This is a genomic window from Streptomyces aidingensis (genome assembly GCF_900112355.1).
Lineage (GTDB): Bacteria > Actinomycetota > Actinomycetes > Streptomycetales > Streptomycetaceae > Streptomyces > Streptomyces aidingensis.
This window is the reverse complement of sequence record NZ_FOLM01000003.1, coordinates 6274-29977: the sequence shown is the minus strand read 5'-3', so window position 1 is coordinate 29977 and position 23704 is coordinate 6274. Positions and strand designations below refer to the sequence as shown.

Here is a 23704-nt window from a genome sequence, read left to right as displayed (position 1 = left end):
CGGAGCCGGTCCGGGGACGGGCTCCGGCGACGTCTGGTCCGGTCACTCCTCAGTGTTCGCGGGGTGCGGGCACCACATGGTCCGGTCCGGCGGCGCCGGAGCCGTCGGGGTGCAGGGAGAGGAGCTGGCGCACGGCGGCCTCGGCGCCGGCGGGCTCGCCCGAGCCGATGGCGTCGACCACGCGCTGGTGGCAGTCGATGGCGGCCTCGGAGGGGTGGTCGCAGCCGGAGGGGGCACCGCCCGAGACCTGGAGCGCCGCGGCCACGATGCCGGAGAGGTGCTCCAGCATGCGGTTGCCGGCGGCCTGGAGCAGCAGGGCGTGGAACTCGGCGTCGGCGCGGCCGAAGGTCAGGCCGTCGCCCTGGGCGAAGGACCGGGTCATGATCTCCACCATCTCGGCGAGGCGCTGCCGCACCTCCTCGCCGCAGTGGGTGGCGGCCAGCCGGGCAGCCAGCGGCTCGATGGTCCAGCGCAGCTCGCACAGCTCGCGGCGCTGGTCCTCGCGCTGTGGACCGAAGGCGCGCCATTCGATGATGTCGGGGTCGAGCAGATTCCAGTCACCGACGGGGCGGACCCGGGTGCCGACGTTGGGCCGGGCGCTGACCAGTCCCTTGGCCTCCAGCACCCGGAGGGACTCCCGCACCACGGTGCGGGACACCTCGAAGCGCTGGCCGATCTCCTCGGGGACCAGCGGGCGGTCGGCGCCCAGATCACCGGATACGATCATCTGGCCGAGCTGCTGCACGAGCTGTCCGTGCAGGCCCCGGCCCCGGCTTCCGGCTGCCCGGCGGCCGGCCCGGCCGAGTTCGGGATCGGCGCCCTCCCAGGCGGGGGCGCTGGTTGTGCGTGCCGCGCCGGTGGTTTCGGCGTAGGCATAGCGGTCGAGCTCGCCCGGCCCGGAGGGGGCGGGGCGAGAGGCGGTCATCATGGTGTGCGCGAGGGTAGTCACGCATCCTTTGTCGGCGGGGCCCGGGAATCCCTTGAGGTCTTTGCTGAAAAGCACACGAAAGGGTGATCGGCGGTCCTCGCATAATTGACGACTAAAAGGAACAAATAGGGCACGCCGGGCCGGTCGGCTGGTTCTGCGCCGGACCGGCCCCACGGGGAATGCCCGGGTCCCACCGGTGTCGGCGCGAGTCAGCGGGGGGCACCGCGCAGTGCCCGCGCCAGATGGCCGGCGGACAGCACGCACAATGCCGCGGCCAGCGCCCAGCCCAGGGGCCGGCCGGCGAGCCCGGTGTCCAGTCCGGGCACCGCCGCGGACATCACGGACCGCCCGCCCGGAAGGGCGCGCACCGCCTCCCCCGCCGGCCCCTCCAGCAGCCGGACGGCGGCGGGCGTGAGCAGCAGCGGCACGGCGGCGACCGCGGCCAGCCCGGCGAGGGTGGCGCGGAACAGCCCCGCGGCCAGCAGTCCGGCCCAGGCGCAACCCACACAGAGCGCGGCCGGCCCGGGCACCGCGGTCATCCCCCACAGGGCCGCTGCCCAGGGCGGAGCGGGCAGGCCGGGCAGATCCGGGTGGCCGGGCGGTGCGCCGGCCCCGGCCGGCGCGGCGAGGGCCATGGCGGTCAGCGCGCCGGTGACCGCGCAGAGCAGCGCCGCCGCCACCGCCCAGACGGCCAGCTTGGCCGCCAGCAGCGCCAGGTGCCGCCGCGGCGGCACCTGGGCGAGGGCGAGCGCCGGGAAGCGGAATTCCTGGCCGTAGGAGAGCGCGCCCAGCACCCCGGCGGCCAGTGCGGCCGGCGGCACCGGAAGCTGCTGCGGCCAGCCGGTCAGCACCCGCGCCGCGGGGCCGCCGCCGACGGCCGCGGTCACCAGCCCGGTGACCACCCCGGCCAGCAGGCCGAGCAGCAGCACCCACCGGCCGCCGCGCAGCCCCGCCCAGCGCCGGATCTCGTAGGCGACCGCCCAGCCGGCTCCCGGCCCCTCGGGCGGCTCCGGCCCGGCGGGAGCGGCGGCCCGGGGCGGTCCGGCGGCTTCCGCCGGCTCCGGGGCGGTGCCGGGCGGCGGTTCCCCGGCGGACGGCGGGGGACGGCCGTCGGCACGCAGCAGGGGGGCCGGGGCGAACCGGTCACCGGCGGTGCCCCTCTCGTCGGCGAGCTGGTGCACCAGGACCCGGTGCCGGTAGGCCAGTTCCCCCACCGAGGCCCGGCTGACGCCGTAGACGACCACCCGGCCGCCGGGTTCCAGCACCGCCTCGCCCGCGGCACAGTCCTCTCCGGTGCCCGGCAGCGGCCCGCCGGCGCGGAGTTCGCGCCGCAGCACGGCTGCGAACCGTTCGGCGTGCGGGGTGCGCACCACCACCCTCGGCCGCAGCCGGGTGCGGGCGAAGTCCGCGCCGGACTGGTCGGCGGCCGTGCGCCCGTCGGCGAGGGTCACCACATGGTCGCCGAGCCGGGCGGCGTCGCGCGGGTCCCGGCAGGTCATCAGGACCGTGCCGCCGCGGTCCGCGTGCCCGCGCAGCAGTCCGTACAGCCAGGCGCTCTCGCGCGGGGAGAGCCCGTCGGCCGGCTCGTCCAGCACCAGTGTGTGCGGGTCGCCGAGCAGGGCCGCGGCCATGCCCAGCCGGCGGTCCATCCCCCGGGAGCAGGTGGCCAGCCGCCGGCCGGCCAGCCCGGTGAGCCCGGTCAGGTCCATGACCTCCTCGGCCCGCGCGGCCGGGATCCCGGCCGCCGCGGCGAGCATCCGCAGATGATCGCGCACGGTGCGGCCGGGGTGGCCGGGAACGTCCCCGAGAAGGACGCCGATCTCCCGCACGGGATGCCGCAGCCGGCGCACCGGCCGGCCGCGGAAGAGTGCGACGCCCCGGCCCGGCTGGAGTTGCAGCATCAGACGGAGCGCCGCGGACTTGCCCGCCCCCGGCGGGCCGTGCAGGACGGTGACGCCGCCGGGCCGCGCCTCGAAGGTGAGATCGTCCACGGCCGGCGGCCGGCCCCGGCGGTCCGGTCCGGTGAGTCCGATGGTCTGGATCATCGAGTCTCCCGCTGACGGCGTTCCCGGCACGATGACCCCAGCACCATAGCGGCATATGTGCGGTATATCAGACAACATGCGAGGGCTGTCGCCGATGGCCGTGCGCGGTTCGCCCGGTCGCCGGGCCCGGACCGCCGCGGGGGGCCGCGGCGCCGCGGCTCAGACCTCGGGACGCAGCATCGGCGGGTTGAGCAGGGTGGCCTCCCCGGCCCGGAACAACTGGGCGGGCCGCCCGCCCTGCCGGGTGGTGGTGCCGCCGGCCGGGACCAGGAAACCCGGGGTGCCGGTGACCTTGCGGTGGAAGTTCCGCGGATCCAGGCTGACCCCCCACACCGCCTCGTAGACCCGGCGCAGCTCGCCCACGGTGAACTGCGGCGGGCAGAAGGCCGCGGCGAGCGAGGAGTACTCCAGCTTGGAGCGGGCGCGCTCCACCCCGTCGCCCAGGATGCGGTTGTGGTCGAAGGCCAGCCGCTCGCTGGGGGCGCCGGCCCCGGAAGCGCCGAGCAACTGGTCCACCGGCATCCAGCGGGCGCCGCCCGCGTCCCCGCCCGCGGTCGGGGCGGGAAGATCGGGGGCCAGCACGAGATGGGCCACGCTGACCACCCGCATCCGGGGATCGCGGCCGGGGTCGCCGTAGGTGGCGAGCTGCTCCAGATGCGCCCCGGCGGGCGGGCTGCCGGGGTCCTGGGCGTGCAGCCCGGTCTCCTCGGCGAGCTCCCGCGCGGCGGCCGTGACCAGGTCCTCGTCCTTCCGGACGAAGCCGCCGGGCAGGGCCCACCAGCCCCGGAACGGCTCCTCGCCCCGGCGGACCACCAGCGCGCAGAAGGCGTCCCGCCGGACCGTGAGCACCACCAGGTCCACGGTGACGGCGAATGCCGGGAAGGCCGAGGGGTCATAGGGCATGCCGTGATCATAGTTCTCCGCGGGTCCCTCGCTCAGGGCCTGCGGTCAACCGTCCGGCAGGCCCGCTGACGGCGCATGCAGCGGCGCAGCGGTTCGGCGTCCAGGCCTTCCCGGAGGGCCTGGAGCAGCAGCCTGCCGAAGACGTACTCGGGATCGGCCCGTACCGCCCGGCCGAGCGCCGTCCTGGCTCCGACGCGGTCGCCGGTGGACCAGGCCACCCAGCCGGCCAGGGTCAGGGGCGCTGCCGCATGACCGGACCAGGGACCGATGCAGCGGCGGGCCAGCGCCCGCCACAGCCGCAGGGCGGGGGCGGCGTCCGGGCCCTCCATCCATTCCGCCGCCCGGTCCCGGGCCAGGCGGTCCTGGAGGCCGATGATCAGTGTCGCCGCCTCCTCGGAGGTCAGCAGGGCGTCGTCCCGGGCATCGGCGACGGCCGGATCTCCGGTCGCCGCCTGCCGGTTGTCCGCCGTCGCGCGCCGGTACCGGGTGATCAGCTCGCCGGCCAGACGCAGGGTGGACAGGCGCACCGCCTCCGCCTCGCCCCGGTCGTCCAGGATGCGCGGGACCAGCGCCCCGGCCACCGCCTCGAAGGCATCGGCCTGACGGGATGCGGCGGGTTCGCCGAGTGGATCCAGACGTCGTTCCAGGTCCCCGAGCGAGCCGTGCACCAGGATGCCGGCGTGGGCGGCGGCAGCCGCCATGGGAGAAGTGCCGGAGGGCAGTCGGGTGCCCTCGCCGTCGCAGCACTCCGGGTCCGGGCAGCAGTAGGACCAGTAGCGCCCGCCGGAGATGCACAGCGCCTCCAGGACGGGCAGATCGCGGGAGCCGCAGGCGGTGCGGAGCCACTGGGCCAGCGGTGCCAGCCGGTCGCGCACCTGTGCCGGGGCCTCGCCGCCGGCCGGATCGCGGCACAGGCAGATCACCGCGGCGTCCGGCCGGGAGCCATGCGCGGTGCCGCCCTCCAGCAGGCAGTCGGCGAGTTCCCGGGCGGTCTCCGGCCAGCCGCCGGCGTCCTCGGGGATGCCGATCCGGACCCGGCCGCCGACCCGGCCGCGCGGGCCGTGCAGGCCGATCAGCACGATGGAGTCCTCGGGGTGGTACCCGAGCAGATAGGGCAGGGCGTCGGCCAGATCGGCCGGACCGCGCAGGGTCACGCGGGAGTCGGTGCGGTCGTGATGAGGGCGGGCGTGCGGACCGGCGGGCTCGTGATGCATCGTCATGCCGACGACGGTGCCCGGTACCGGGCCCGGCCGCGAACGCGTTGTCCACAGGCCCACCGATCTGCCATACGGCCTGATCAGATGAGAATCGGGTCGTCAGACTTTTCTGGGGTTTTCCACAGGCGGCCCGCACCGGCCACGTTCCGCGTCATGGCCGGTGCGGAAGCGGACCGGCCGGTTCAGTGGGTGCCGGTGAGCTGGCCGGTGAGCTTGCGGTGCATGTCGGCGCTGGGCTTGTTCAGACCGATCACGGTGACCTTCTTGCCGCGGGCGGCGTACTTGGTCTCGATGGCGTCCAGGGCGGCGACGGAGGAGGCGTCCCAGATATGGGCGTCGGACAGGTCGATCACGACCTCGTCGGGGTCGCCCGTGTAGTCGAACTGGTAGACAAGATCGTTGGAGGAGGCGAAGAACAGCTCACCGGTGACGGCGTAGACCACCTGGTTGCCGTCGGGGTCGACCACGCCGGTGACCTGGGCGAGGTGGGCGACCTGGCGGGCGAAGACCACCATCGCGGTGATCACCCCGGCGATGACGCCGATGGCGAGGTTGTGGGTGGCCACCACCACCGCCACGGTGACGGCCATGACCACGGTCTCCCCCACCGGCAGGCGGCGCAGGGTCCTCGGGGCGATGGAGTGCCAGTCGAAGGTGGCGAAGGAGACCAGGATCATCACCGCGACCAGCGCGGCCATCGGGATGTCGGAGACCACCGGTCCGAAGGTGATGCACAGGATCATCAGGAAGACCCCGGCCAGGAAGGTGGAGGCGCGGGTGCGGGCCCCGGCGGTCTTCACATTGATCATGGTCTGGCCGATCATGGCGCAGCCGCCCATGCCGCCGAAAAAGCCGGTGACCACATTGGCGATGCCCTGGCCGATGGACTCGCGGGTCTTGCCCGAGTGGGTGTCGGTGATGTCGTCCACCAGCTTGGCCGTCATCAGCGATTCCATCAGCCCCACCAGCGCGAAGGCGAAGGCGTAGGGGGCGATGACGGTCAGCGCCTCCAGGGTGAAGGGCACCTCCGGCAGGCCCGGCACCGGCAGCGCGGAGGGCAGCTCACCCTTGTCGCCGACGGTGGGCACGGCGATCCCGGCGCCGATGGTGATCACCGTCAGGATGACGATGGACACCAGCGGGGCCGGAACGGCCTTGGTGAGCTTCGGGAAGAGGATCATCATGACCAGCCCGGCCACCACCAGCGGGTAGACCGGCCAGGGCACATCGGTCAGCTCCGGCACCTGGGCCAGGAAGATCAGAATCGCCAGGGCGTTGACGAAGCCGACCATCACGCTGCGCGGGACGAACCGCATCAGCCGGGCCACCCCCAGCGCACCGAGCGCGATCTGCATCAGCCCGCCCAGGATCACCGCGCCGATCAGGTAGCCCAGGCCGTAGTTGTGGTTCAGCGGCGCGATCACCAGGGCGATGGCGCCGGTGGCGGCGGAGATCATCGCCGAGCGCCCGCCGACGACCGAGATGACCACGGCCATGGTGAAGGACGCGAACAGCCCCACCGAGGGATCGACCCCGGCGATGATCGAGAAGGAGATCGCCTCGGGGATCAGGGCCAGGGCCACGACCAGACCGGCCAGCACCTCGGTGCGCAGCACCTTCGGCGAGGCCAGGAACGAGGGACGGTAACGCAGGGACAGGCGCGGCTTGGCAGCCGGGGGCAGCGCAGAGGACATACGTCCGTTTCCGTTTCGGGCGCACGGCGGCAGCAAGCCGCGCGCAGGCGTGCAGCCGCTCCCCGCGGGGAGCGGTAAAAAGTACATCCGGGTTCGCCGGTCCGCGTCGGCGCGGAACCTGCCGGGAGGAAGGGTGGCGGCGCTCGGCCGCCGGCCGGGCATCATTGCCCGCACGTATCAAGGCGTCACCCGGCGGCATAGGGTGGGCTGCCCGGGGTGGCGGGACACCGGAACCGGCACCGGGCCGGAACGGGATGTCCGCCGATCACTCTACCCTCACGAAAGGGGAGAGATCAGCGACAGAGCCGTGCATCACAGGCAAAACCGCGGATACGGCCTGTGATTGATCTCACCGGACACCCGGGCATGCCGGCAAGGCGGAGACGAGAGGACCGAGAGCGTGACGACGCAGCGGCGACAGATGCAGATCGGTGAAGTCGCCGAACGGACCGGCCTGTCGCTGCGGACCATCCGCCACTACGAGAGCGTCGGCCTGATCACCCCCTCCGCCCGCAGCAAGGGCGGCTTCCGGCTGTACACCGAGGCCGATGTGGAGCGGCTGATGGTGGTGCGGCGGATGAAGCCGCTGGACTTCTCCCTGGAGGAGATGCGCGAACTCCTCCAGCTCCTCGACCGCCTCACCACCGACGACCGGCGCATGGACACCACTGAACGGGAACGGCTGCGCGAACGGCTGGACGCCTACCACAAGATCACCGAAGCCCGCTGCGAGACCCTGCGCGCCCGACTGCTGGCCGCCGAGGACTTCGCCGCCACCCTCCGCCGCCACCTGCACGACTCCGCCTGAGCAGTGGGCCCCGGGGACGACGGACGGCGGCCGCGCGGGAGTCAGGACCTTGCGTCCGGCCGGCCTCTCTTCCGTCGCGTCAGACCGGCGCCCCAACGACCGGGTGGCGCCGTGGCCGCGCGCCGCGGCGCGGCGCGCGGCCCGCCGCTCCGGCCGAGGACCCTGCGCGGCCCCGCGGCTCGGCGCCGGTGACCGCGGGGAGCTCAGCCCGCCGCAGCCAGGACCAGCGGCAGAACACCCGGGCAGCCCGCCTGACGGAGAAGACGGGCGGCGACCGTGAGCGTCCAGCCGGTGTCGGTGTAGTCGTCCACGAGCAGCACGGGACCCGGCGAGCGCGCCAGGGCACCGGCCAGTTCCCCGGAGACGGTGAAGGCTTCGGAAAGCGCCCGGAGACGCTGGGCGGAGTTGCTGCGGCGGACCGCGTGACCGCCGCCCGCACCGCGGTACGTCAGGGTGCCCAGCCAGGGCAGCCGGCCGATGGCCGCGATGCCCTGGGCGAGGGACCCGACCAGTTGCGGCCGGCTCAGGGACGGCACCGCGACGACTCCCACCGGCCGCGGGGAGGCGTCCGGCACATTCGGCGCCCAGCCGCCCGGGGAGCGCGCCCAGTCGGCCAGCACCGCCACCGAGGCCTTGAGCACCTCGTCGGGGACCGGGCCGTCGGGCGCATTCTCGGCCAGCAGAGGGCGCAGGCGGTTGCCCCAGCCGATGTCGGAGAGCCGGCCCAGGGCGCGGCCGGTGGCGCACTGCTCGCCGGCGGGGATGCGCCCCCTGAGGTCGATGCCCAGGGCGGGCATGCCCGTCGGCCACATCCGGCGCGGCTCGACCTCGACCCCCGGACGGTCCAGTTCCTTCCTCGCCCCCGTCAGCGCCTCCGGGGAGACCGAGGAGTCGATCCATGCGCCGGCACAGTTGTCGCACCGGCCGCACGGGGCCGCTTCCTCGTCGTCAAGCTGCCGGCGCAGAAACTCCATGCGGCAGCCGCCGGTGCTCACATAGTCGCGCATGGCCTGCTGCTCGGCCGCCCGCTGCCGAGCCACCCAGGCGTACCGCTCCCCGTCGTACACCCACGGCTGTCCCGTGCTCTCCCAGCCGCCCTTCACCCGCCGCACGGCCCCGTCCACATCGAGGACCTTCAGCATGGTCTCCAGCCGGGCCCGCCGCAGCTCCACCGCGGTCTCCAGGGCGGGCACCGAGAGCGGCCGGCCCGCCTCGGCCAGGGCCGAAAGGGTCTGGCGGACCTGTGCCTCGGGCGGGAACGCGGTATCGGCGAAATACCGCCAGATCGCCTCGTCCTCCTTGCCCGGCAGCAACAGCACCTCGGCATGCTCCACTCCGCGACCGGCCCGGCCCACCTGCTGGTAATAGGCGATCGGCGACGAAGGCGACCCGAGATGCACCACGAAGCCCAGGTCCGGCTTGTCGAAACCCATCCCGAGCGCCGAGGTCGCGACCAGGGCCTTGACCCGGTTGGCCAGCAGATCCTGCTCGGCCTGCAGCCGGTCGGCGTTCTCCGTCCGCCCGGTGTAGGAGGCCACCGCGAAGCCACGCTGCCGCAGGAAGGCGGTGGCCTCCTCGGCCGCGGCCACGGTCAGGGTGTAGACGATCCCCGAGCCCGGCAGCCTGCCCAGATGCTCCGCCAGCCACCCCAGCCGGTGGGCGGCATCCGGCAGCCGGACGACTCCCAGACGGAGGCTTTCCCGGTCCAGCGGGCCGCGGAGCACCAGGGCCTCACCGGTACCGGTACCCAGCTGCTCGGCCACATCGGCCGTCACCCGCGCATTGGCCGTCGCCGTCGTCGCCAGCACCGGCACCCCGGGGGACAGCCCGGCCAGCATCGCCCGCAGCCGACGGTAGTCGGGACGGAAATCATGGCCCCAGTCCGAGATGCAGTGCGCCTCGTCCACCACCAGCAGGCCCGTTGCGGCGGTGAGCCCGGGCAGCACCTGCTCGCGGAAGTCCACCGAATTGAGGCGTTCGGGACTCACCAGGAGAACGTCGGCCTCGCCGCTCCCGATCTCCTGATGGATCGTGTCCCACTCCTCCGGGTTCGCCGAATTGATCGTGCGGGCCCGGATACCCGCCCGGCCCGCCGCCTCGACCTGGTTGCGCATCAGCGCCAGCAACGGCGACACGATCACCGTCGGCCCGCACCCACGGCGGCGCAGCAAAACGGTGGCGACGAAATACACCGCCGACTTCCCCCAGCCGGTGCGCTGCACCACCAGCGCACGCCGACGCTCCCGGACCAGCGCCGCCACCGCCCGCCACTGATCCTCCCGCAGCCGCACCGAACCCCCCGGCGCACCGACGAGATCGGCGAGGATGGCATCGGCTTCGGCACGGAGCTCCAGATCGTCCATGCCCCCATGCAACCCGACAGCACTGACAATCAGCCAGCCCACCCGGCGTGAGCGCCCGCTCGCACCCGGTCGCGGCCGGCGGAAGCAGGAGGGTCAGAACATCCCGAGCTGTCCCGCCTCCTCCAGCTCGGCCGCCGCGGCGGCGGCCTCCTCCGCCTCCGCACGCTCCCGCAGATTCGGCTTCCGCAGATGCCGCCAGCGCTCCAAGGTGTCCAGATAGGCCCAGCTCAGCCGGTGATGCGGGGTGGGACCGAGGCGCTCCAGCGCCGCGCGGTGCACCGGCGAGGGATAACCGGCGTTGCTGCCGAAGTCGAAGTCGGGATGGTCCCGCCCGAGTTCGGCGAGCCGGGCATCACGCCGCACCTTGGCCAGCACGGAGGCGGCGGCGACCGCCACGCACGACTGATCCCCCTTGATCACCGTGCGCACCCGCCAGGGCGCGCCCAGGTAGTCGTGCTTGCCGTCCAGGATCACCGCGTCCGGCCGGACCGGCAGGGCCTCCAGGGCACGGCAGGCGGCCAGCCGGAGCGCGGCGGTCATGCCCAGTTCGTCGATCTCCTCGGGGGAGGCGTGGCCCAGGGCGTGCGCGGTGACCCAGCCGGCCAGCACCTCCGCCAGTTCTGTGCGGCGGACCGGGGTCAGCAGCTTGGAGTCGGTGAGCCCCTCGGGCGGACGGCGCAGTCCGGTGACGGCCGCGCAGACCGTGACCGGTCCGGCCCAGGCTCCCCGGCCCACCTCGTCCACACCGGCGACCAGGCGTGCTCCGAGGGTGGCGCGCAGTGAGCGCTCGACGGTGTGGGTCGGCGAGGGCGGCCGGGGGCGGCCTGCGGACGGTGCTGGCATGATGCGGCCCACCCTACGCCGCCGCCGCGGCCGGGCCGCGGTCAGGGCCGCGGCTCCAGCCAGTCCGGCAGCGGTTCGGTGGCGGCGAGCCAGTCAGCGGGGGGCGCGCCCTCCGGCGCCGAGGCCACGATGCCGCCGGCGATGGCGCAGGTGGTGTCGATGTCCCCGCCCGCACGGACGCAGTCCCACACGGTGCCGGCGAAGTCGCCGAGATGCCGGGCCGCCGCCCAGAGGGTGAACGGCACGGTGTCCTGGGCGGTGACGTTCCGTCCGTTGCCCAGCACGGCGGCCGCCTCGGCCGCGTTGTCTGCCTCGGCCGCGTTGTCTGCCTTGTCGGCGTCCCGCCGCCGGCCGAGGAGTCCGGCGGCCCGGCGCGCGCCGGTTCGGACCTCGCTCTGCGGCGTGTGCTCCAGCACGGCCTCGAACAGGGCCGCCGGGTCCCGCTCGCCGCCGGCCACCGCGGCGGCGGCCAGCGCCACGGCCACGGCCCCCGCCACCCCCTCCGGATGCCGGTGGGTGACCTCTGCGGAACGCCGGGCCTCCGCGGCCGCCGCGGCCGGATCGTCGGCGTACCAGGCGCCGAGCGGGGCGACCCGCATGGCCGCGCCGTTGCCGTAGGAGCCGCTGCCGTGGAACAGGCCGCCGGCCAGCTCCCGCCAGTTGCCGCCCTCCTGGCGGATCAGCCGCAGCATGCGGCCGACCGCCGGGCCGTAGCCGCGGTCGAAGTCGTGGTGCCGGGCGAAGGAGCGGGCCAGCTCGTCCTGGTCGGCTTCGCCGCGGGCGAGCAGCACGGCCACCACCGAGCAGGCCATCTCGGTGTCGTCCGTCCAGTTCCAGGGAGCGGGCGGCAGCTCGCCGCGGCGGATCAGGGGGAGGTGTGCCGGAACGAAGAACTGGGCGCCCAGGGCGTCGCCCACCCGCACGCCCTCCAGAGCGGCCAGGGCCCGCCGCCGGCGGCCGGGGTCGCCGGGTCCGGGCGCGGGCTCCGCGTCCGGGGTCCCGGGGGTCTGCGAGGTCATGGTGGGCACCACTCCAGTCGTCGTCCGGGGGCGGCCGGGCAGGGCCACCGCCCATGCGCGGGATCTGTCACACCGTCCAGGACGGCTCCAGATCGACGACATCGCCGTCGATGGCCGCGACATCCGCGCCGGTCTGGGCCCGCAGGGCGAGCCGTTCCACCCGCTCGGTACGGTACTTGGCCCGTTCGGCGGCGGAGTTCCACATGGACAGCACCAGGAACTCCCGCTCGCCGTCCGCCTCGGCGAACACGCCGCGCAGCATGCCCGGGGACCCGGCCATGGCCGGGTTCCACACCTTCTCCTGCATCAGGGCGAAATGCTCGGCGCGTTCCCGGTGCACCGTGCAGTGCGCCACCCGCACCACGTCGGCGTCGCCGAACCTGGGCTGGAAGCCGGTCTTCACATCGAAGCGGTAGTCGAAGAGCCGCACCTGGATGTCGCGGTAGGTGCCGGACTGGGAGGCGGCCAGCCGGTCGTGGGAGCGGGCCATGAAGGAGTCGTAGAGGGTGCGGCTCTCCCAGAACGCGAAGAAGTGCACCACCCCGGGCCGGGAGCGGCTCCAGCCGCCGCCCTGGCCGCGGAATCCGGGCTCGCCCAGCAGCCCCGCCCATTTCCGCTGCCCTCGCTCGAACCCGCCTCGGTCGACCACGGTGCACCGCATCCACTTGACCAGCACCGCGCTATCGTACGGCCAGTTCAGCATCCGAACGCACCGGTCTCACCGGCCGGTGGCCCGGTTGATGCCGGGCCGAGACCCTTCCCGCCCGGCCCCGGGCCGCGGCCGGTACGGCGGAGGGGACCGGCCCCCTCGGGCCGGTCCCCTGTCGAAACCCCCGGTCAGCCGCCGCCGGGGAGCACGCCGGGGTCAGCTGCAGCCGCTGGTGGAGCCGCAGCCCTCGCAGACGTAGCAGCTTCCGGCGCGGCGCATCTTGGTGCCGCAGGAGAAGCACAGCGGTGCGTCGGCGTTCAGCCCGAGCTGGATCTCGGCCAGTTCGGTGGAGTTGTGCGCCTCGGCGGGCGCCGCCTCGGCGGCGGCTGCCGGACGGGCGCCGCCCGCCGGCTGGCGGGGCGCGGACTGGGCCAGCCCCTCCACATCCATGTCCTCGTCCTCGGCGGAGAGTTCGTAGGACCCCGTCTCCAGATGGCGCTGGCGCTCCTCGACGGTGTGGATGCCCAGCGCCGAGCGGGTCTCGAAGGGCAGGAAGTCCAGCGCCAGGCGGCGGAAGATGTAGTCGACGATCGACTGCGCCATCCGCACATCCGGGTCGTCCGTCATGCCGGCCGGCTCGAACCGCATGTTGGTGAACTTCGAGACATAGGTCTCCAGCGGCACGCCGTACTGAAGGCCGACCGAGACGGCGATGGAGAAGGCGTCCATCATGCCTGCCAGGGTGGAACCCTGCTTGGACATCTTCAGGAAGACCTCGCCCAGCCCGTCGTCCGGATAGCTGTTGGCGGTCATGTAACCCTCGGCGCCGCCCACCGTGAAGGAGGTGGTGATGCCGGGACGGCCCTTGGGCAGCCGGCGCCGCACCGGGCGGTGCTCGGCCGGCTTCTCCCCGGCGGCCGGCGCCTGGGCCGCCGGCTCCGTCTCGGCCGCCCCGCCCTCGTCCTTCCCGGCGTCCTTCCCGGCGTCCTTCTTGGCGGCGGAGAGCGGCTGCCCGACCTTGCTGCCCTCGACATACACCGCCAGCGCCTTCAGGCCGAGCCTCCAGCCCTCCAGATAGATGCCCTCCACGTCCTCGACAGTGCTGCTCGCGGGCATGTTGACGGTCTTGGAGATGGCGCCGGAGAGGAACGGCTGGGCCGCCGCCATCATCCGCACATGGCCCATCGGGGCGATCGACCGCTCACCCATGGCGCAGTCGAAGACCTCGTAGTGCTCGGGCTTCAGACCCGGCGCGCCGACCACATTGCCGTGCTCGGCGATGTGCGCGACGATCGCCTCGCTCTGCTCGTCCTGGTAGCCGAGGCGCTTCAGCGCCTTGGGCACGGTGGTGTTGACGATCTGCATGGAGCCGCCGCCGACCAGCTTCTTGAACTTGACCAGGGCCAGGTCGGGTTCGATGCCGGTGGTGTCGCAGTCCATCATCAGGCCGATGGTGCCGGTCGGGGCGAGCACGCTGGCCTGGGCGTTGCGGAAACCGTTCTTCTCCCCCAGCCGCAGCACGTCCTGCCAGGCCTCGGTGGCCGCCGCCCACACCGGGGTGTCCAGCTCGTCCATCCGCTTGGCCGCGGCATTGGCCTCGGCGTGCTGCCGCATCACCCGCCGGTGCGGGTCGGCGTTGCGGGCATAGCCGTCGTACGGGCCGACGGCGGCGGCCAGTTCGGCCGAGCGCCGGTAGGCGGTGCCGGTCATCAGCGAGGTGACCGCGCCGGCCAGGGCCCGGCCGCCGTCCGAGTCGTAGGCGTGCCCGGTGGCCATCAGCAGCGCGCCCAGGTTGGCGTAGCCGATGCCGAGCTGGCGGAACGCCCGGGTGTTCTCGGCGATCTTCCGGGTCGGGAAGTCCGCGAAGCAGATCGAGATGTCCATCGCCGTGATGACCAGCTCGGTCACCTTGGTGAAGCGCTCGATGTCGAAGGACTGCCGGCCCTGGCCGTCGTCCTTGAGGAACTTCATCAGATTCAGCGAGGCGAGGTTGCACGAGGTGTTGTCCAGGTGCATGTACTCGCTGCACGGGTTGGAGGCGGTGATCCGGCCGGACTCCGGGCAGGTGTGCCAGTGGTTGATGGTGTCGTCGTACTGGATGCCGGGGTCCGCGCAGGCCCAGGCCGCCTCGGCCATCCTGCGCAGCACGCCCCTGGCGTCCAGCCGCTCGATCACCTCACCGGTCATCCGGGCCCGCAGCCCGTAGTCGGAGCCGCTCTCCACGGCCCGCATGAAGTCGTCGGTCACCCGCACCGAGTTGTTGGCGTTCTGGTACTGGACGGAGGCGATGTCGTCGCCGCCCAGGTCCATGTCGAAGCCGGCGTCGCGCAGGACCCGGATCTTCTCCTCCTCGCGGACCTTGGTGTCGATGAACGCCTCGATGTCCGGGTGGTCCACGTCCAGCACCACCATCTTGGCGGCCCGGCGGGTGGCGCCGCCCGACTTGATGGTGCCGGCCGAGGCGTCCGCGCCGCGCATGAAGGAGACCGGTCCGGAGGCGTTGCCGCCGGAGGACAGCAGTTCCTTGGAGGAGCGGATGCGGGAGAGGTTCAGGCCGGCGCCGGAGCCGCCCTTGAAGATCATCCCCTCTTCCTTGTACCAGTCGAGGATGGACTCCATGGAGTCCTCGACCGAGAGGATGAAACAGGCGCTGACCTGCTGCGGCTGCTTGGTGCCGACGTTGAACCAGACCGGCGAGTTGAAGCTGAAGACCTGGTGCAGCACGGCGTACGCCAGCTCGTGCTCGAAGATCTCGGCGTCGGCGGGCGAGGCGAAGTAGCCGTGCTCCTCGCCGGCCGCCCGGTAGCTCTTGACCACCCGGTCGATGAGCTGCCTGAGGCTGGTCTCGCGCTGGGGCGTGCCCACGGCTCCGCGGAAGTACTTGCTGGTGACGATGTTGACCGCGTTCACCGACCAGAAGTCGGGGAACTCGACGCCGCGCTGCTCGAAATTGACCGAGCCGTCGCGCCAGTTGGTCATGACGACATCACGGCGCTCCCAGACCACCTCGTCATAGGGGTGCACCCCGGGGGTGGTGTGGATGCGCTCGAACCGCAGCCCCTTGGCCGCGGCCTTCCCGCCCTTGGCCGTCCTGGCGCGGGAGCCGCGTGCCGAGCCACTCGTCGTCTCTGTCATTCCGCCTCCCTGTATGGGCATAACGCCCGATCGCCCACCGGATCTTCCCGGTGCGCCTTGCCTGTGCTGCTGCTGTGCTGCTGTGACTGCCCGGCTGCCGTCCCGTCACCGCCGTATCGCTGTGTGGCCGCGTCGCCACGCCGCGCACCGGCGGCTCCGGGAATTCCGCGGGGACCGCCCCGGCGGCCCGCGCTCGGCTAGCTGCCGCCGGGACCGGGTGGTCCGGCGCGCAGCTCCGCGATGGCGGCCTCGAAATCGGCCAGGGAATCGAAGGCCCGGTACACGGAGGCGAAGCGGAGATACGCCACCACATCGAGCTCTCTGAGCGGCCCGAGTATCGCCAGGCCGACGTCGTGGGTGGAGAGCTCGGCGCTTCCGGTGGCCCGTACGGCCTCCTCCACGCGCTGGCCGAGCCGGGCGAGCGCGTCCTCGGTGACCGGCCGCCCCTGGCACGCCTTGCGCACCCCGGCGATCACCTTGTCGCGGCTGAAGGGCTCGGTGACGCCGCTCCGCTTGATCACCATCAGGGCGGCCGTTTCCAGTGTGGTGAATCTCCGGCTGCACTCCTGGCACTGGCGGCGGCGCCGGATGGTGGTGCCGTCGTCCGCGGTGCGGCTGTCCACGACCCGGCTGTCGGGGTGCCGGCAGAAGGGGCAGTGCATGGTTCCCACACCCTCCTCGAAGCCGCCGCGGACACCACCGGATCACCTCGCCGGGACCTTGGTCCGTGCCGTTGGTCCCTGCGGGGCGACACCAGCATAACCACAATTTCTGGTGGCCGTCGCCAATCGGGGCACTAGATCTGGTGCCGGAGTGTCAGATTGACGGAAGGACGGGGCGCGCCCCGGCGGCCGGCGGAGGCGGGCCCCGGTGAGCATACGGTGCCGTCCACGGCAGACCGCGGACGGCACCCCGCAACGCCTGGGAACGTTTCGGAACGTCCGGCGGCGGAGCCGCGGGACGGAGCACCGGACCGGCTTTCATACACCGTGGGGCATGATCGGGTAAGCCAATCTGCGATATTTCACTCGAACGTGTGTTTGGCGCAACCTTTCGATAGCAACTACCGTTGTCAGGCCAGGAAAACCCACCTGCGAGAGGGGCAAGGATGACCACCGCAGCAGAACACACGATCACGGCGACCGCCGGCCACCCCGGGCCGCACTCCGGGCCGCACTCCGGTCACGGCCCGGCCGGCACGGATCCGGCCGCGCAGCGCTCGGCGCCCGGCCGGCCACCCGGCATCCGGGCGGACAGCTCCGGGCTGACCGACCGGCAGCGCCGGGTGATCGAGGTCATCCGTGACTCGGTGCAGCGCCGCGGTTATCCGCCGTCCATGCGGGAGATCGGCCAGGCAGTGGGGCTGTCCTCGACCTCCTCGGTGGCGCACCAGCTCATGGCCCTGGAGCGCAAGGGCTTCCTGCGCCGCGATCCGCACCGCCCCCGGGCCTATGAGGTGCGCGGCGCGGACACGCCCGCCCCGCCCCCGGCGGACACCAGCGGCAAGCCCGCGGCCTCCTATGTCCCGCTGGTCGGCCGGATCGCCGCCGGCGGTCCCATCCTGGCCGAGGAATCGGTGGAGGACGTCTTTCCCCTCCCCCGCCAGCTGGTCGGGGACGGCGAGCTGTTCGTGCTCAAGGTGGTCGGCGATTCCATGATCGACGCGGCCATCTGCGACGGGGACTGGGTCACCGTGCGGCGCCAGCCGGTGGCGGAGAACGGCGACATCGTCGCCGCGATGCTCGACGGCGAGGCGACCGTCAAGCGTTTCAAGCGGGAGGACGGCCAGATCTGGCTGCTCCCGCACAATGCGGCCTACCAGCCCATTCCGGGCGACCACGCCACCATCCTGGGCAAGGTCGTCGCGGTCATGCGGCGGCTCTGAGCCGCCGTCCCACCGCAGACGGCATGGCGGCGGGCCGGGCGCCCCAGAAGGTCGCCCGCCTCGGTACCCGTCCACCCCGCCGACGCGCCGTCCGCTCCGTTCAGCGCCCCTCCTCGGGCCGGGACGCCCGCGCCGCGGTATCGATGGCGGCCAGTGAGCGCCGCACCTGATTGCGATCGGTGGTGTACCAGAAGTCCGGCATGGTGGCGCGCAGAAAGCTGCCGTAGCGGGCGGTGGCCAGCCGGGGATCCAGCACCGCGACCACCCCGCGGTCGTCCATGGCCCGCACCAGCCGGCCCGCTCCCTGCGCCATCAGCAAGGCGGCATGGGTGGCGGCCACCGCCATGAAGCCATTGCCCCCGGCGCTCTCCACGGCCTTCTGGCGCGCGCTCATCAGCGGATCGTCCGGCCGGGGGAACGGGATGCGGTCCATCACCACAAGCTGGCAGTTCGGCCCGGGCACATCCACGCCCTGCCAGAGCGACAGCGTGCCGAACAGGCAGGTGCGGGCGTCCGAGGCAAAGGCCCGGATCAGCTCCCCCAGGGTCTCCTCGCCCTGGAGCAGGACCGGCAGATCCAGCCGTCCGCGGAGTTCCTCGGCGGCATGCTGGGCGCCCCGCATCGAGGAGAACAGGCCCAGGGTCCGGCCGCCGGCCGCCTCCACCAGCTCCGCCAGTTCCTCCAGCATGTCGGCCCGGCCGCCCTCCCGCCCCGGCGGGGAAAGGTGCCGGGCCACATAGAGGATGCCCTGCTTGCGGTAGGTGAAGGGCGAACCGACGTCCATGCCGCGCCACGCGGGCTGCAGTTCCCCGGCACCGTCCCCCGCTCCGTCCCCGGCTCGGTTCCCGTCCCCGGCCTCGGCCGGTGCGTCGGCCGCCGCGGTGGCCGGGCCAGGAGCGGGACGCGTCATGGCGCCCTCCGGGCCGAGGCCGAGCGAGGCGGCGACCCCGTTGAAGTCCCCGCCGAGTTTCAGAGTGGCGGAGGTCAGGATCACCGAACGCTCGGTGAACAGCTTCTCCCGCAGCAGCCCGGAGACGGTCAGCGGCGCCACCCGCAGCGAGGCGCCGTAGCGGTCGTGCCGCTCGTACCACAGGACATCGAACTCCGAGCCCGCGAGAATGCGGTCGCAGACCTCCTGCACATTCTCGATGGAGGCCAGGGCCTGGCGCCGGACCGCCTCCTCGTCGCCCAGCGAGGAGTCCCGGGTGGCGCCGATGGCGGTGATCACCGTGCGCGCGGCATCCCGCAGGGCGGCCAGCGCATAGCCCAGATCCTCCGGAATCTCCTCCAGCCGGCCGGGCAGGGCCAGCTCCATCAGCCGCTCGAAGCTCTCCGCGGCCGTCTGCAGCCGGTCGGCGGACTTCTCGTCCACCAGCTTGGCCGCGCGGCGCACCGCACGGTTCACCCCGCCCGGGGTCAGCTCGCCGGTGGCCACCCCGGTGACCCGGGAGACCAGCTCATGGGCCTCGTCGATGATCAGCACCTCGTGCTCCGGCAGCACCGGTGCGCCCTCCAGGGCATCGATGGCCAGCAGTGCGTGGTTGGTGACGATGACATCGGCGGCCTTGGCCCGTTCCCGGGCGGCCTCGGCAAAGCACTCGGCGCCATAGGGGCACTTGGCGGCGCCCAGGCACTCCCGGGCCGAGACCGACACCTGGGACCAGGCCCGGTCCGACACCCCCGGGGAAAGGGCGTCGCGGTCGCCGGTCTCCGTCTCGTCGGCCCAGTCCCGCAGGCGCAGCAGGTCCTTTCCCAGGCGGCTGCCGGGGCCACTCGATGCCGCGGCGGCCTGCGCCGCCTCGAACGGATCGAACAGCCCCTCCTCCTCGTCCTGCGGCACGCCCTCGTGCAGCCGGTGCAGGCAGAGGTAGTTGGAACGGCCCTTGAGGGTGGCGAACTCCGGGCGACGGCGCAGCAGCGGGTGCAGCGCCTCCACCGTGCGGGGCAGATCCCGCTCGACGAGCTGGCGCTGGAGCGCCAGGGTGGCGGTGGCGACGATCACCCGCTCGCCCTGGGCCAGCGCCGGAACGAGATAGCCCAGCGACTTGCCGGTGCCGGTGCCGGCCTGGACCAGCAGATGGCTGCCGTCCGCGACGGCCTCGGCGACCGCCTCGGCCATGGCCACCTGGCCCGGCCGCGCCGAGCCGCCGATGGCGGCCACCGCGGCGGCCAGCAGCGCCGCCGGCTCGGGCTGCCCGGCCGGCACGGGACCGGCCTGGTCCGTACCGGTCGCTTCGGGCGGGGCGGACGGTGCGGGGTGCGGGGCGGAGCCGCCGGTCGTTGCGCTCATAGACCGGTAACCCTACGCCGACGCACTGACACCGCGGGGCGGGTTCCCGACGGCCGCCCGCCGCCGTCCGGAGCCGGATGCCGGCTCACCGCTCCCTGACCAGCACCGCGATCCGCCGCGCGGGGGACGTCCGGCCGCCCGCCCCGGCCCCGGTGACCGCCTCGGCCGTCAGTTCGGTCACGGTACGGAAACCCGCCCGGTGATGGGCGGTCACCACCGCTCCGTCCCGCACATCCGGCGCGGCCAGCACCCGGCGGCAGGCCGGACGGCTGTGCAGGACCAGCTCCCCGGCGGCGGCCAGCAGCGCGGCGGCCGGCCCCGGCCGCCGCGCAAGGGCGGGGGCGAGCAGCACCCGCATCCCGGTGTCGTGCGGCAGGCAGGGGAAGCGGCCGGCGAGCACCGAGAGATCGGCCCGGTACAGCTCCCAGTAGCCCGCCGGGGCGCCGTCCAGCAGGCCGAGGCAGGGCACCTCGCGTCCGTCGCCGGAGAGCAGGGCGGCCAGCCGCTCGGCCGGGTCGCGCGGCGGCTCCCAGAATTCCGCCGCCGGGCCGCCGAACCATGCGGTGAGCAGCGGCAGATCGGACTGCGGGCGGACCGGCCGCAGCCGCAGGCTCCGCCGCACCGGGCCGTCCGCCACCGCCGCCGGGCCCCAGTCCGGCACCCCGTCCAGCAGATCACCGCCCGGCGGGCCGGACGGCGTCCGGGGCGGTGCCGGCGGTGCGGGCAGTTCCACGGTCTCCTGCTCGCCGGCCGCGCCGGACGGGGCCGGTGCCCGGTACTCTTCGCCGGTGCCCATGTGCATGACCCTCTCCCTCGTGAGTAGCCGCACCCGGGCGGCGCCCGCACGGCCGTCGGTGTCCCCGGAGAACAACGAGCCGGGCGCCGGGCGATCACGCGCCCGCCCGGCCTCCCGCACCCGCGCCGCCCTGATGCGTGCCCGGCCGGGGCCGTTTCCCCGGGACCGGTCCGCGACATGGCCGCGACGCCACCGCTACACGCATCCGGAACCGGCAGCCCGGATTTCTCCGTCCACCACCACACCGGCATAGTTGGGGGGCCGTCCCGTTGCCGGGGCAGCATCCGTCTTGCGGCCCGCGGGCCACGAGGCCCATCTCAGAACAGAACCGCTCAGGGGGAATTCACCCATGTCTTTGATGCGCAGGCGCCATCGAGCCGCCCTTGCGGCCGGAGTTGTGGCCGCCGCACTCGCCCTCACCGCCACCGCCTGCGGCCCCGGCGAGGACGAGGCGGGCTCCGGCGGCAAGGAGGACAACCAGCCCGTCGAGGAGTCGCCGGACAGCCAGGACGACCGTCTCGACGACCTGCTCAACGCCCTGCCCATCGACATCGATGTCGACAAGTGGAAGGACGGCGAGTGGCGGAACTGGGACAAGGACCAGTGGCTGCGCGAGGCCGGTGAGTACATCGGCATCATCATCGAGGACTTCTGGGACGCGGACCGCATGCGGGACGCCCTCGACATGGACCGCGGCGTCGACGAGGGCGAGATCGAGGATGTCGAACCGGGCGAGGAGGAGCCGCCCGCGGACAACCCGGACGACGACCGCGGCGTGACCGACCCCGACCCGCTGCCGGTGGACGCGGTGGCCGAGCCCGCGCCCTACACCGAGAACTACCCCGCCGTCGGCAAGATCTTCATGGAGACCCCGGAGGGCACCATGGTGTGCTCCGGCGCCGTGGTGAAGGACCCGGACAATCCGGGCGCCTCCAACCTGGTCGCCACCGCAGGCCACTGCGTGCACGCGGGCTCCGAGGGCGGCTGGTTCCGCAATGTGGCCTTCGTTCCGGCGTACAACCCGAGCGGGGTGCCGCTGGAGGAGTCCATCAACCTGCCCTTCGAGGAGATCGCGCCGCTGGGCATCTGGTGGGCCGAGTACGTGGGCACCACCGACTACTGGGTGCAGAACGGCACCGCGGTCGGCGGCGACGGCGCGCACCAGGACTTCGCGGTGATGAAGGTCGCCCCGGAGGACGGCGGCAGCCAGTCCCTGGAGGAGCTGACCGGGGCGGCATACGAGATCGACTTCGACGCCCCGGCGGTGTCCCAGCTCAACGAGTTCAAGGTGATCGGCTACCCGGCGGCGGAACCGTTCGACGGCGAGCAGATGTACAGCTGCACCGACCAGCCGACCCGGCTGTCGCTGGACGCCTCCCAGCCGGTGATGTACCGCGTGGGCTGCACCATGACCGCCGGTTCCTCCGGCGGTCCCTGGATCCACGACGACACGCTGATCTCGGTCACCTCGATCGGCCCCTACGACTCCACCTGGCTGGCCGGTCCGCGGCTGGAGGCGGAGTGCGCGGAGGTCTTCGACCTGGTCCGCACGAGCTGACCCGCATCCCGAACCATGGGGCCGGGCCCCGTTCCTCCAGGTATCCAGGGAGGAGCGGGGCCCGGCCCTTGTGCTGTGCGCGGCGTGTTCCGCGGTTTCCCCGGGGCTCAGCCGCGGGCCACGGCCAGCGGGCTGCGCAGAGTGCCGCTGCCCGGCACCGGCGCGCCCGGATCGGCACCCAGCTCCACGATCCGGTTGTCCCGGTCCACATGCACCACCCGGGGCCGCAGGGCACGGGCCTCGGCATCGGCCACCTGCGCGTAGCTGATCAGGATCACCAGATCACCGGGCTTGACCAGATGGGCCGCCGCGCCGTTGATGCCGATCACCCCGGAGCCGCGTTCCCCCTCGATGACATAGGTCTCCAGCCGGCTGCCGTTGTCGATGTCCACGATGTGCACCAGCTCACCGGGCAGCAGATCGGCCGCCTCCATGAGCTCGGCGTCGATGGTGACCGATCCCACATAGTGCAGGTCGGCATGGGTCACCGTGGCCCGGTGGATCTTGGACTTGAACATGGTACGCAGCATTGCGGCACTCCTGGATGTTGGCTCCCTGCCTGCATATGCGCAGGTCAAGGGCGGTTTCCGTACCCTGGGGCAAGTCGCGCGTTCGGCCGGCTTTCACCAGGTTTTGCAGGACTCTTGCTGACCGATTGCTGACTTTCCTGACACATCGTCACGCAGCGACGGAAGGCTTGCGCCGGCACTCCGGCCCCTGCCGTGACGACGCCCCCAGGGTACGCAATCGCCCCCTGCCCCATACCTGGGGCCACCTCCACCCGCAGTCGCACCGCTCTCACCCCCGGCGCGCGGGCCGACACGACCGCGCCGCGGATCCGGCGGGACGCGGTCTCCGCCGTGCACATCGGCGCAGCGTGCGCCGCCCTCACTCGCGGCCCGCCAAAGAGAGGTCGGGAATATAGCGGATCATCGCCGGTTGGCCAAACCGGGCCGTATTCCGAACATGGCGTTTATGACCGTCAGGCACTGACCAGCGTCCACGGTCGGATTCCGTGACCCTGCGAAAATGGTACGACCGTGACCATGGCCAAAGGCAACGTTAGCCATCAGGCATGGTCAGCAGGACAGCTCTACTGGAGAGGCTCAATGCCCGTTTCCTCTATTACTCAGTCGCAAAGTAGTGTCCCGTACTCCAACCGAGCGAGGGGAGGGCGTCAGTCCGAGCCGATCCTGATGGACACCGCTGAACTGGCGATCATGCTCAACATGTCCGTGAGCTGGGTCTACCGCGAGGCGGCAAAGCTGGGCCTGAAGGGCTACAAACTCGGCCGCGGGCGAAATGCCAAGGTCTTGTACAAGCGGGCCGAGGTCCTGAAATGGCTGGAACAACAGAAGATCCACTGAGCGCCTATGTGGTCGTCGGCCGTCCCGGAGAACGGCCGCCACGGTGGTCCGCCAGGTCTTGGCCTCCTCCAGGGTGGTGTTGCGATCCTCGACTGTCCCGCAAGACGGCCGCCACCCGCCGAAGGGGTCCGGGTAATCGGGCGCCTCTCCGACGGTTGCGATTCTCGCCCGTCCCGGAGGACGGCCGCCACGGTCAGCGCGACG

At 72.9% G+C, this 23704-nt stretch carries 18 protein-coding genes; 4 read left to right on the top strand and 14 right to left on the bottom strand.

Annotated features, from left to right (window positions below; translation table 11 throughout):
* Positions 1-49 precede the first annotated feature (49 nt).
* From BM242_RS07355 to BM242_RS07335, 5 genes are all read right to left on the bottom strand, one after another.
* Complete coding sequence (locus BM242_RS07355) at positions 50-1003, bottom strand: FadR/GntR family transcriptional regulator (protein WP_093837890.1); 954 nt, start codon at positions 1001-1003, stop codon at positions 50-52.
* Positions 1004-1137: 134 nt separating this feature from the next.
* Positions 1138-2973 (bottom strand): ABC transporter ATP-binding protein, encoded by a 1836-nt coding sequence (locus BM242_RS07350; protein WP_093837889.1) that lies wholly within the window; start codon positions 2971-2973, stop codon positions 1138-1140.
* A 159-nt stretch (positions 2974-3132) separates the two neighbouring features.
* Entirely contained in the window at positions 3133-3876 is a 744-nt protein-coding gene (locus tag BM242_RS07345; RefSeq protein ID WP_093837888.1) for an NUDIX hydrolase, read from the bottom strand.
* Between the two features lie 32 nt (positions 3877-3908).
* Positions 3909-5096, bottom strand: a complete 1188-nt coding sequence (locus tag BM242_RS07340; protein ID WP_245833894.1) for a DUF4192 domain-containing protein — start codon at positions 5094-5096, stop codon at positions 3909-3911.
* 179 nt (positions 5097-5275) lie between these two features.
* Positions 5276-6787, bottom strand: a complete 1512-nt coding sequence (locus tag BM242_RS07335) for a SulP family inorganic anion transporter (protein ID WP_093837887.1) — start codon at positions 6785-6787, stop codon at positions 5276-5278.
* Between the two features lie 421 nt (positions 6788-7208).
* Between BM242_RS07335 and BM242_RS07330 the strand changes: the two genes are divergently transcribed.
* Positions 7209-7595 (top strand): MerR family transcriptional regulator, encoded by a 387-nt coding sequence (locus BM242_RS07330; protein ID WP_093837886.1) that lies wholly within the window; start codon positions 7209-7211, stop codon positions 7593-7595.
* A gap of 203 nt (positions 7596-7798) precedes the next feature.
* On the opposite strand, the gene BM242_RS07325 is transcribed toward BM242_RS07330, so the two are convergent.
* From BM242_RS07325 to nrdR, 6 genes are all read right to left on the bottom strand, one after another.
* Entirely contained in the window at positions 7799-9958 is a 2160-nt protein-coding gene (locus BM242_RS07325) for a RecQ family ATP-dependent DNA helicase (protein WP_093837885.1), read from the bottom strand.
* A gap of 93 nt (positions 9959-10051) precedes the next feature.
* Entirely contained in the window at positions 10052-10801 is a 750-nt protein-coding gene (locus BM242_RS07320) for a ribonuclease HII (protein WP_093838237.1), read from the bottom strand.
* 41 nt (positions 10802-10842) lie between these two features.
* A complete protein-coding gene (locus tag BM242_RS07315) occupies positions 10843-11820 on the bottom strand; it encodes an ADP-ribosylglycohydrolase family protein (RefSeq protein ID WP_093838236.1) in 978 nt (325 codons plus the stop codon).
* Positions 11821-11887: 67 nt separating this feature from the next.
* Positions 11888-12496 (bottom strand): YdbC family protein, encoded by a 609-nt coding sequence (locus BM242_RS07310; RefSeq protein ID WP_093838235.1) that lies wholly within the window; start codon positions 12494-12496, stop codon positions 11888-11890.
* Between the two features lie 189 nt (positions 12497-12685).
* Positions 12686-15604, bottom strand: coding sequence for a vitamin B12-dependent ribonucleotide reductase (locus BM242_RS07305; protein WP_093837884.1), 2919 nt, complete (start codon positions 15602-15604; stop codon positions 12686-12688).
* 197 nt (positions 15605-15801) lie between these two features.
* Positions 15802-16266, bottom strand: a complete 465-nt coding sequence (gene nrdR / locus BM242_RS07300; protein WP_093837883.1) for a transcriptional regulator NrdR — start codon at positions 16264-16266, stop codon at positions 15802-15804.
* Between the two features lie 446 nt (positions 16267-16712).
* Between nrdR and lexA the strand changes: the two genes are divergently transcribed.
* A complete protein-coding gene (gene lexA, locus BM242_RS07295; RefSeq protein ID WP_093837882.1) occupies positions 16713-17489 on the top strand; it encodes a transcriptional repressor LexA in 777 nt (258 codons plus the stop codon).
* Between the two features lie 100 nt (positions 17490-17589).
* On the opposite strand, the gene BM242_RS07290 is transcribed toward lexA, so the two are convergent.
* Together BM242_RS07290 and BM242_RS07285 are read right to left on the bottom strand one after the other, a co-directional pair.
* Positions 17590-19779, bottom strand: a complete 2190-nt coding sequence (locus tag BM242_RS07290) for an ATP-dependent DNA helicase (RefSeq protein ID WP_093837881.1) — start codon at positions 19777-19779, stop codon at positions 17590-17592.
* A gap of 85 nt (positions 19780-19864) precedes the next feature.
* The gene (locus BM242_RS07285; RefSeq protein WP_093837880.1) at positions 19865-20581 is read right to left on the bottom strand and encodes a GNAT family N-acetyltransferase; all 717 of its coding nucleotides are present in this window, start codon (positions 20579-20581) and stop codon (positions 19865-19867) included.
* Positions 20582-20972: 391 nt separating this feature from the next.
* On the opposite strand from BM242_RS07285, the gene BM242_RS07280 reads away from it, so the two are divergent.
* Entirely contained in the window at positions 20973-22133 is a 1161-nt protein-coding gene (locus tag BM242_RS07280) for a trypsin-like serine peptidase (RefSeq protein WP_342746944.1), read from the top strand.
* A gap of 107 nt (positions 22134-22240) precedes the next feature.
* On the opposite strand, the gene panD is transcribed toward BM242_RS07280, so the two are convergent.
* Positions 22241-22663, bottom strand: coding sequence for an aspartate 1-decarboxylase (panD, locus tag BM242_RS07275; RefSeq protein ID WP_093837878.1), 423 nt, complete (start codon positions 22661-22663; stop codon positions 22241-22243).
* A 516-nt stretch (positions 22664-23179) separates the two neighbouring features.
* On the opposite strand from panD, the gene BM242_RS07270 reads away from it, so the two are divergent.
* Positions 23180-23500: a helix-turn-helix domain-containing protein gene (locus BM242_RS07270; RefSeq protein WP_245833933.1), complete on the top strand. Its 321-nt coding sequence runs from the start codon at positions 23180-23182 to the stop codon at positions 23498-23500.
* Positions 23501-23704 lie beyond the last annotated feature (204 nt).

Bases quoted from the DNA above. Each gene is read 5' to 3' on its own strand.
- BM242_RS07320 (WP_093838237.1), bottom strand. From the start codon at position 10,801: ATGCCAGCACCGTCCGCAGGCCGCCCCCGGCCGCCCTCGCCGACCCAC.
- BM242_RS07345 (WP_093837888.1), bottom strand. From the start codon at position 3,876: ATGCCCTATGACCCCTCGGCCTTCCCGGCATTCGCCGTCACCGTGGAC.
- panD (WP_093837878.1), bottom strand. From the start codon at position 22,663: ATGCTGCGTACCATGTTCAAGTCCAAGATCCACCGGGCCACGGTGACC.
- nrdR (WP_093837883.1), bottom strand. From the start codon at position 16,266: ATGCACTGCCCCTTCTGCCGGCACCCCGACAGCCGGGTCGTGGACAGC.
- BM242_RS07270 (WP_245833933.1), top strand. From the start codon at position 23,180: ATGGCCAAAGGCAACGTTAGCCATCAGGCATGGTCAGCAGGACAGCTC.
- BM242_RS07285 (WP_093837880.1), bottom strand. From the start codon at position 20,581: ATGCACATGGGCACCGGCGAAGAGTACCGGGCACCGGCCCCGTCCGGC.
- BM242_RS07335 (WP_093837887.1), bottom strand. From the start codon at position 6,787: ATGTCCTCTGCGCTGCCCCCGGCTGCCAAGCCGCGCCTGTCCCTGCGT.
- BM242_RS07305 (WP_093837884.1), bottom strand. From the start codon at position 15,604: ATGACAGAGACGACGAGTGGCTCGGCACGCGGCTCCCGCGCCAGGACG.
- lexA (WP_093837882.1), top strand. From the start codon at position 16,713: ATGACCACCGCAGCAGAACACACGATCACGGCGACCGCCGGCCACCCC.
- BM242_RS07315 (WP_093838236.1), bottom strand. From the start codon at position 11,820: ATGACCTCGCAGACCCCCGGGACCCCGGACGCGGAGCCCGCGCCCGGA.
- BM242_RS07350 (WP_093837889.1), bottom strand. From the start codon at position 2,973: ATGATCCAGACCATCGGACTCACCGGACCGGACCGCCGGGGCCGGCCG.
- BM242_RS07290 (WP_093837881.1), bottom strand. From the start codon at position 19,779: ATGAGCGCAACGACCGGCGGCTCCGCCCCGCACCCCGCACCGTCCGCC.
- BM242_RS07340 (WP_245833894.1), bottom strand. From the start codon at position 5,096: ATGACGATGCATCACGAGCCCGCCGGTCCGCACGCCCGCCCTCATCAC.
- BM242_RS07325 (WP_093837885.1), bottom strand. From the start codon at position 9,958: ATGGACGATCTGGAGCTCCGTGCCGAAGCCGATGCCATCCTCGCCGAT.
- BM242_RS07330 (WP_093837886.1), top strand. From the start codon at position 7,209: ATGCAGATCGGTGAAGTCGCCGAACGGACCGGCCTGTCGCTGCGGACC.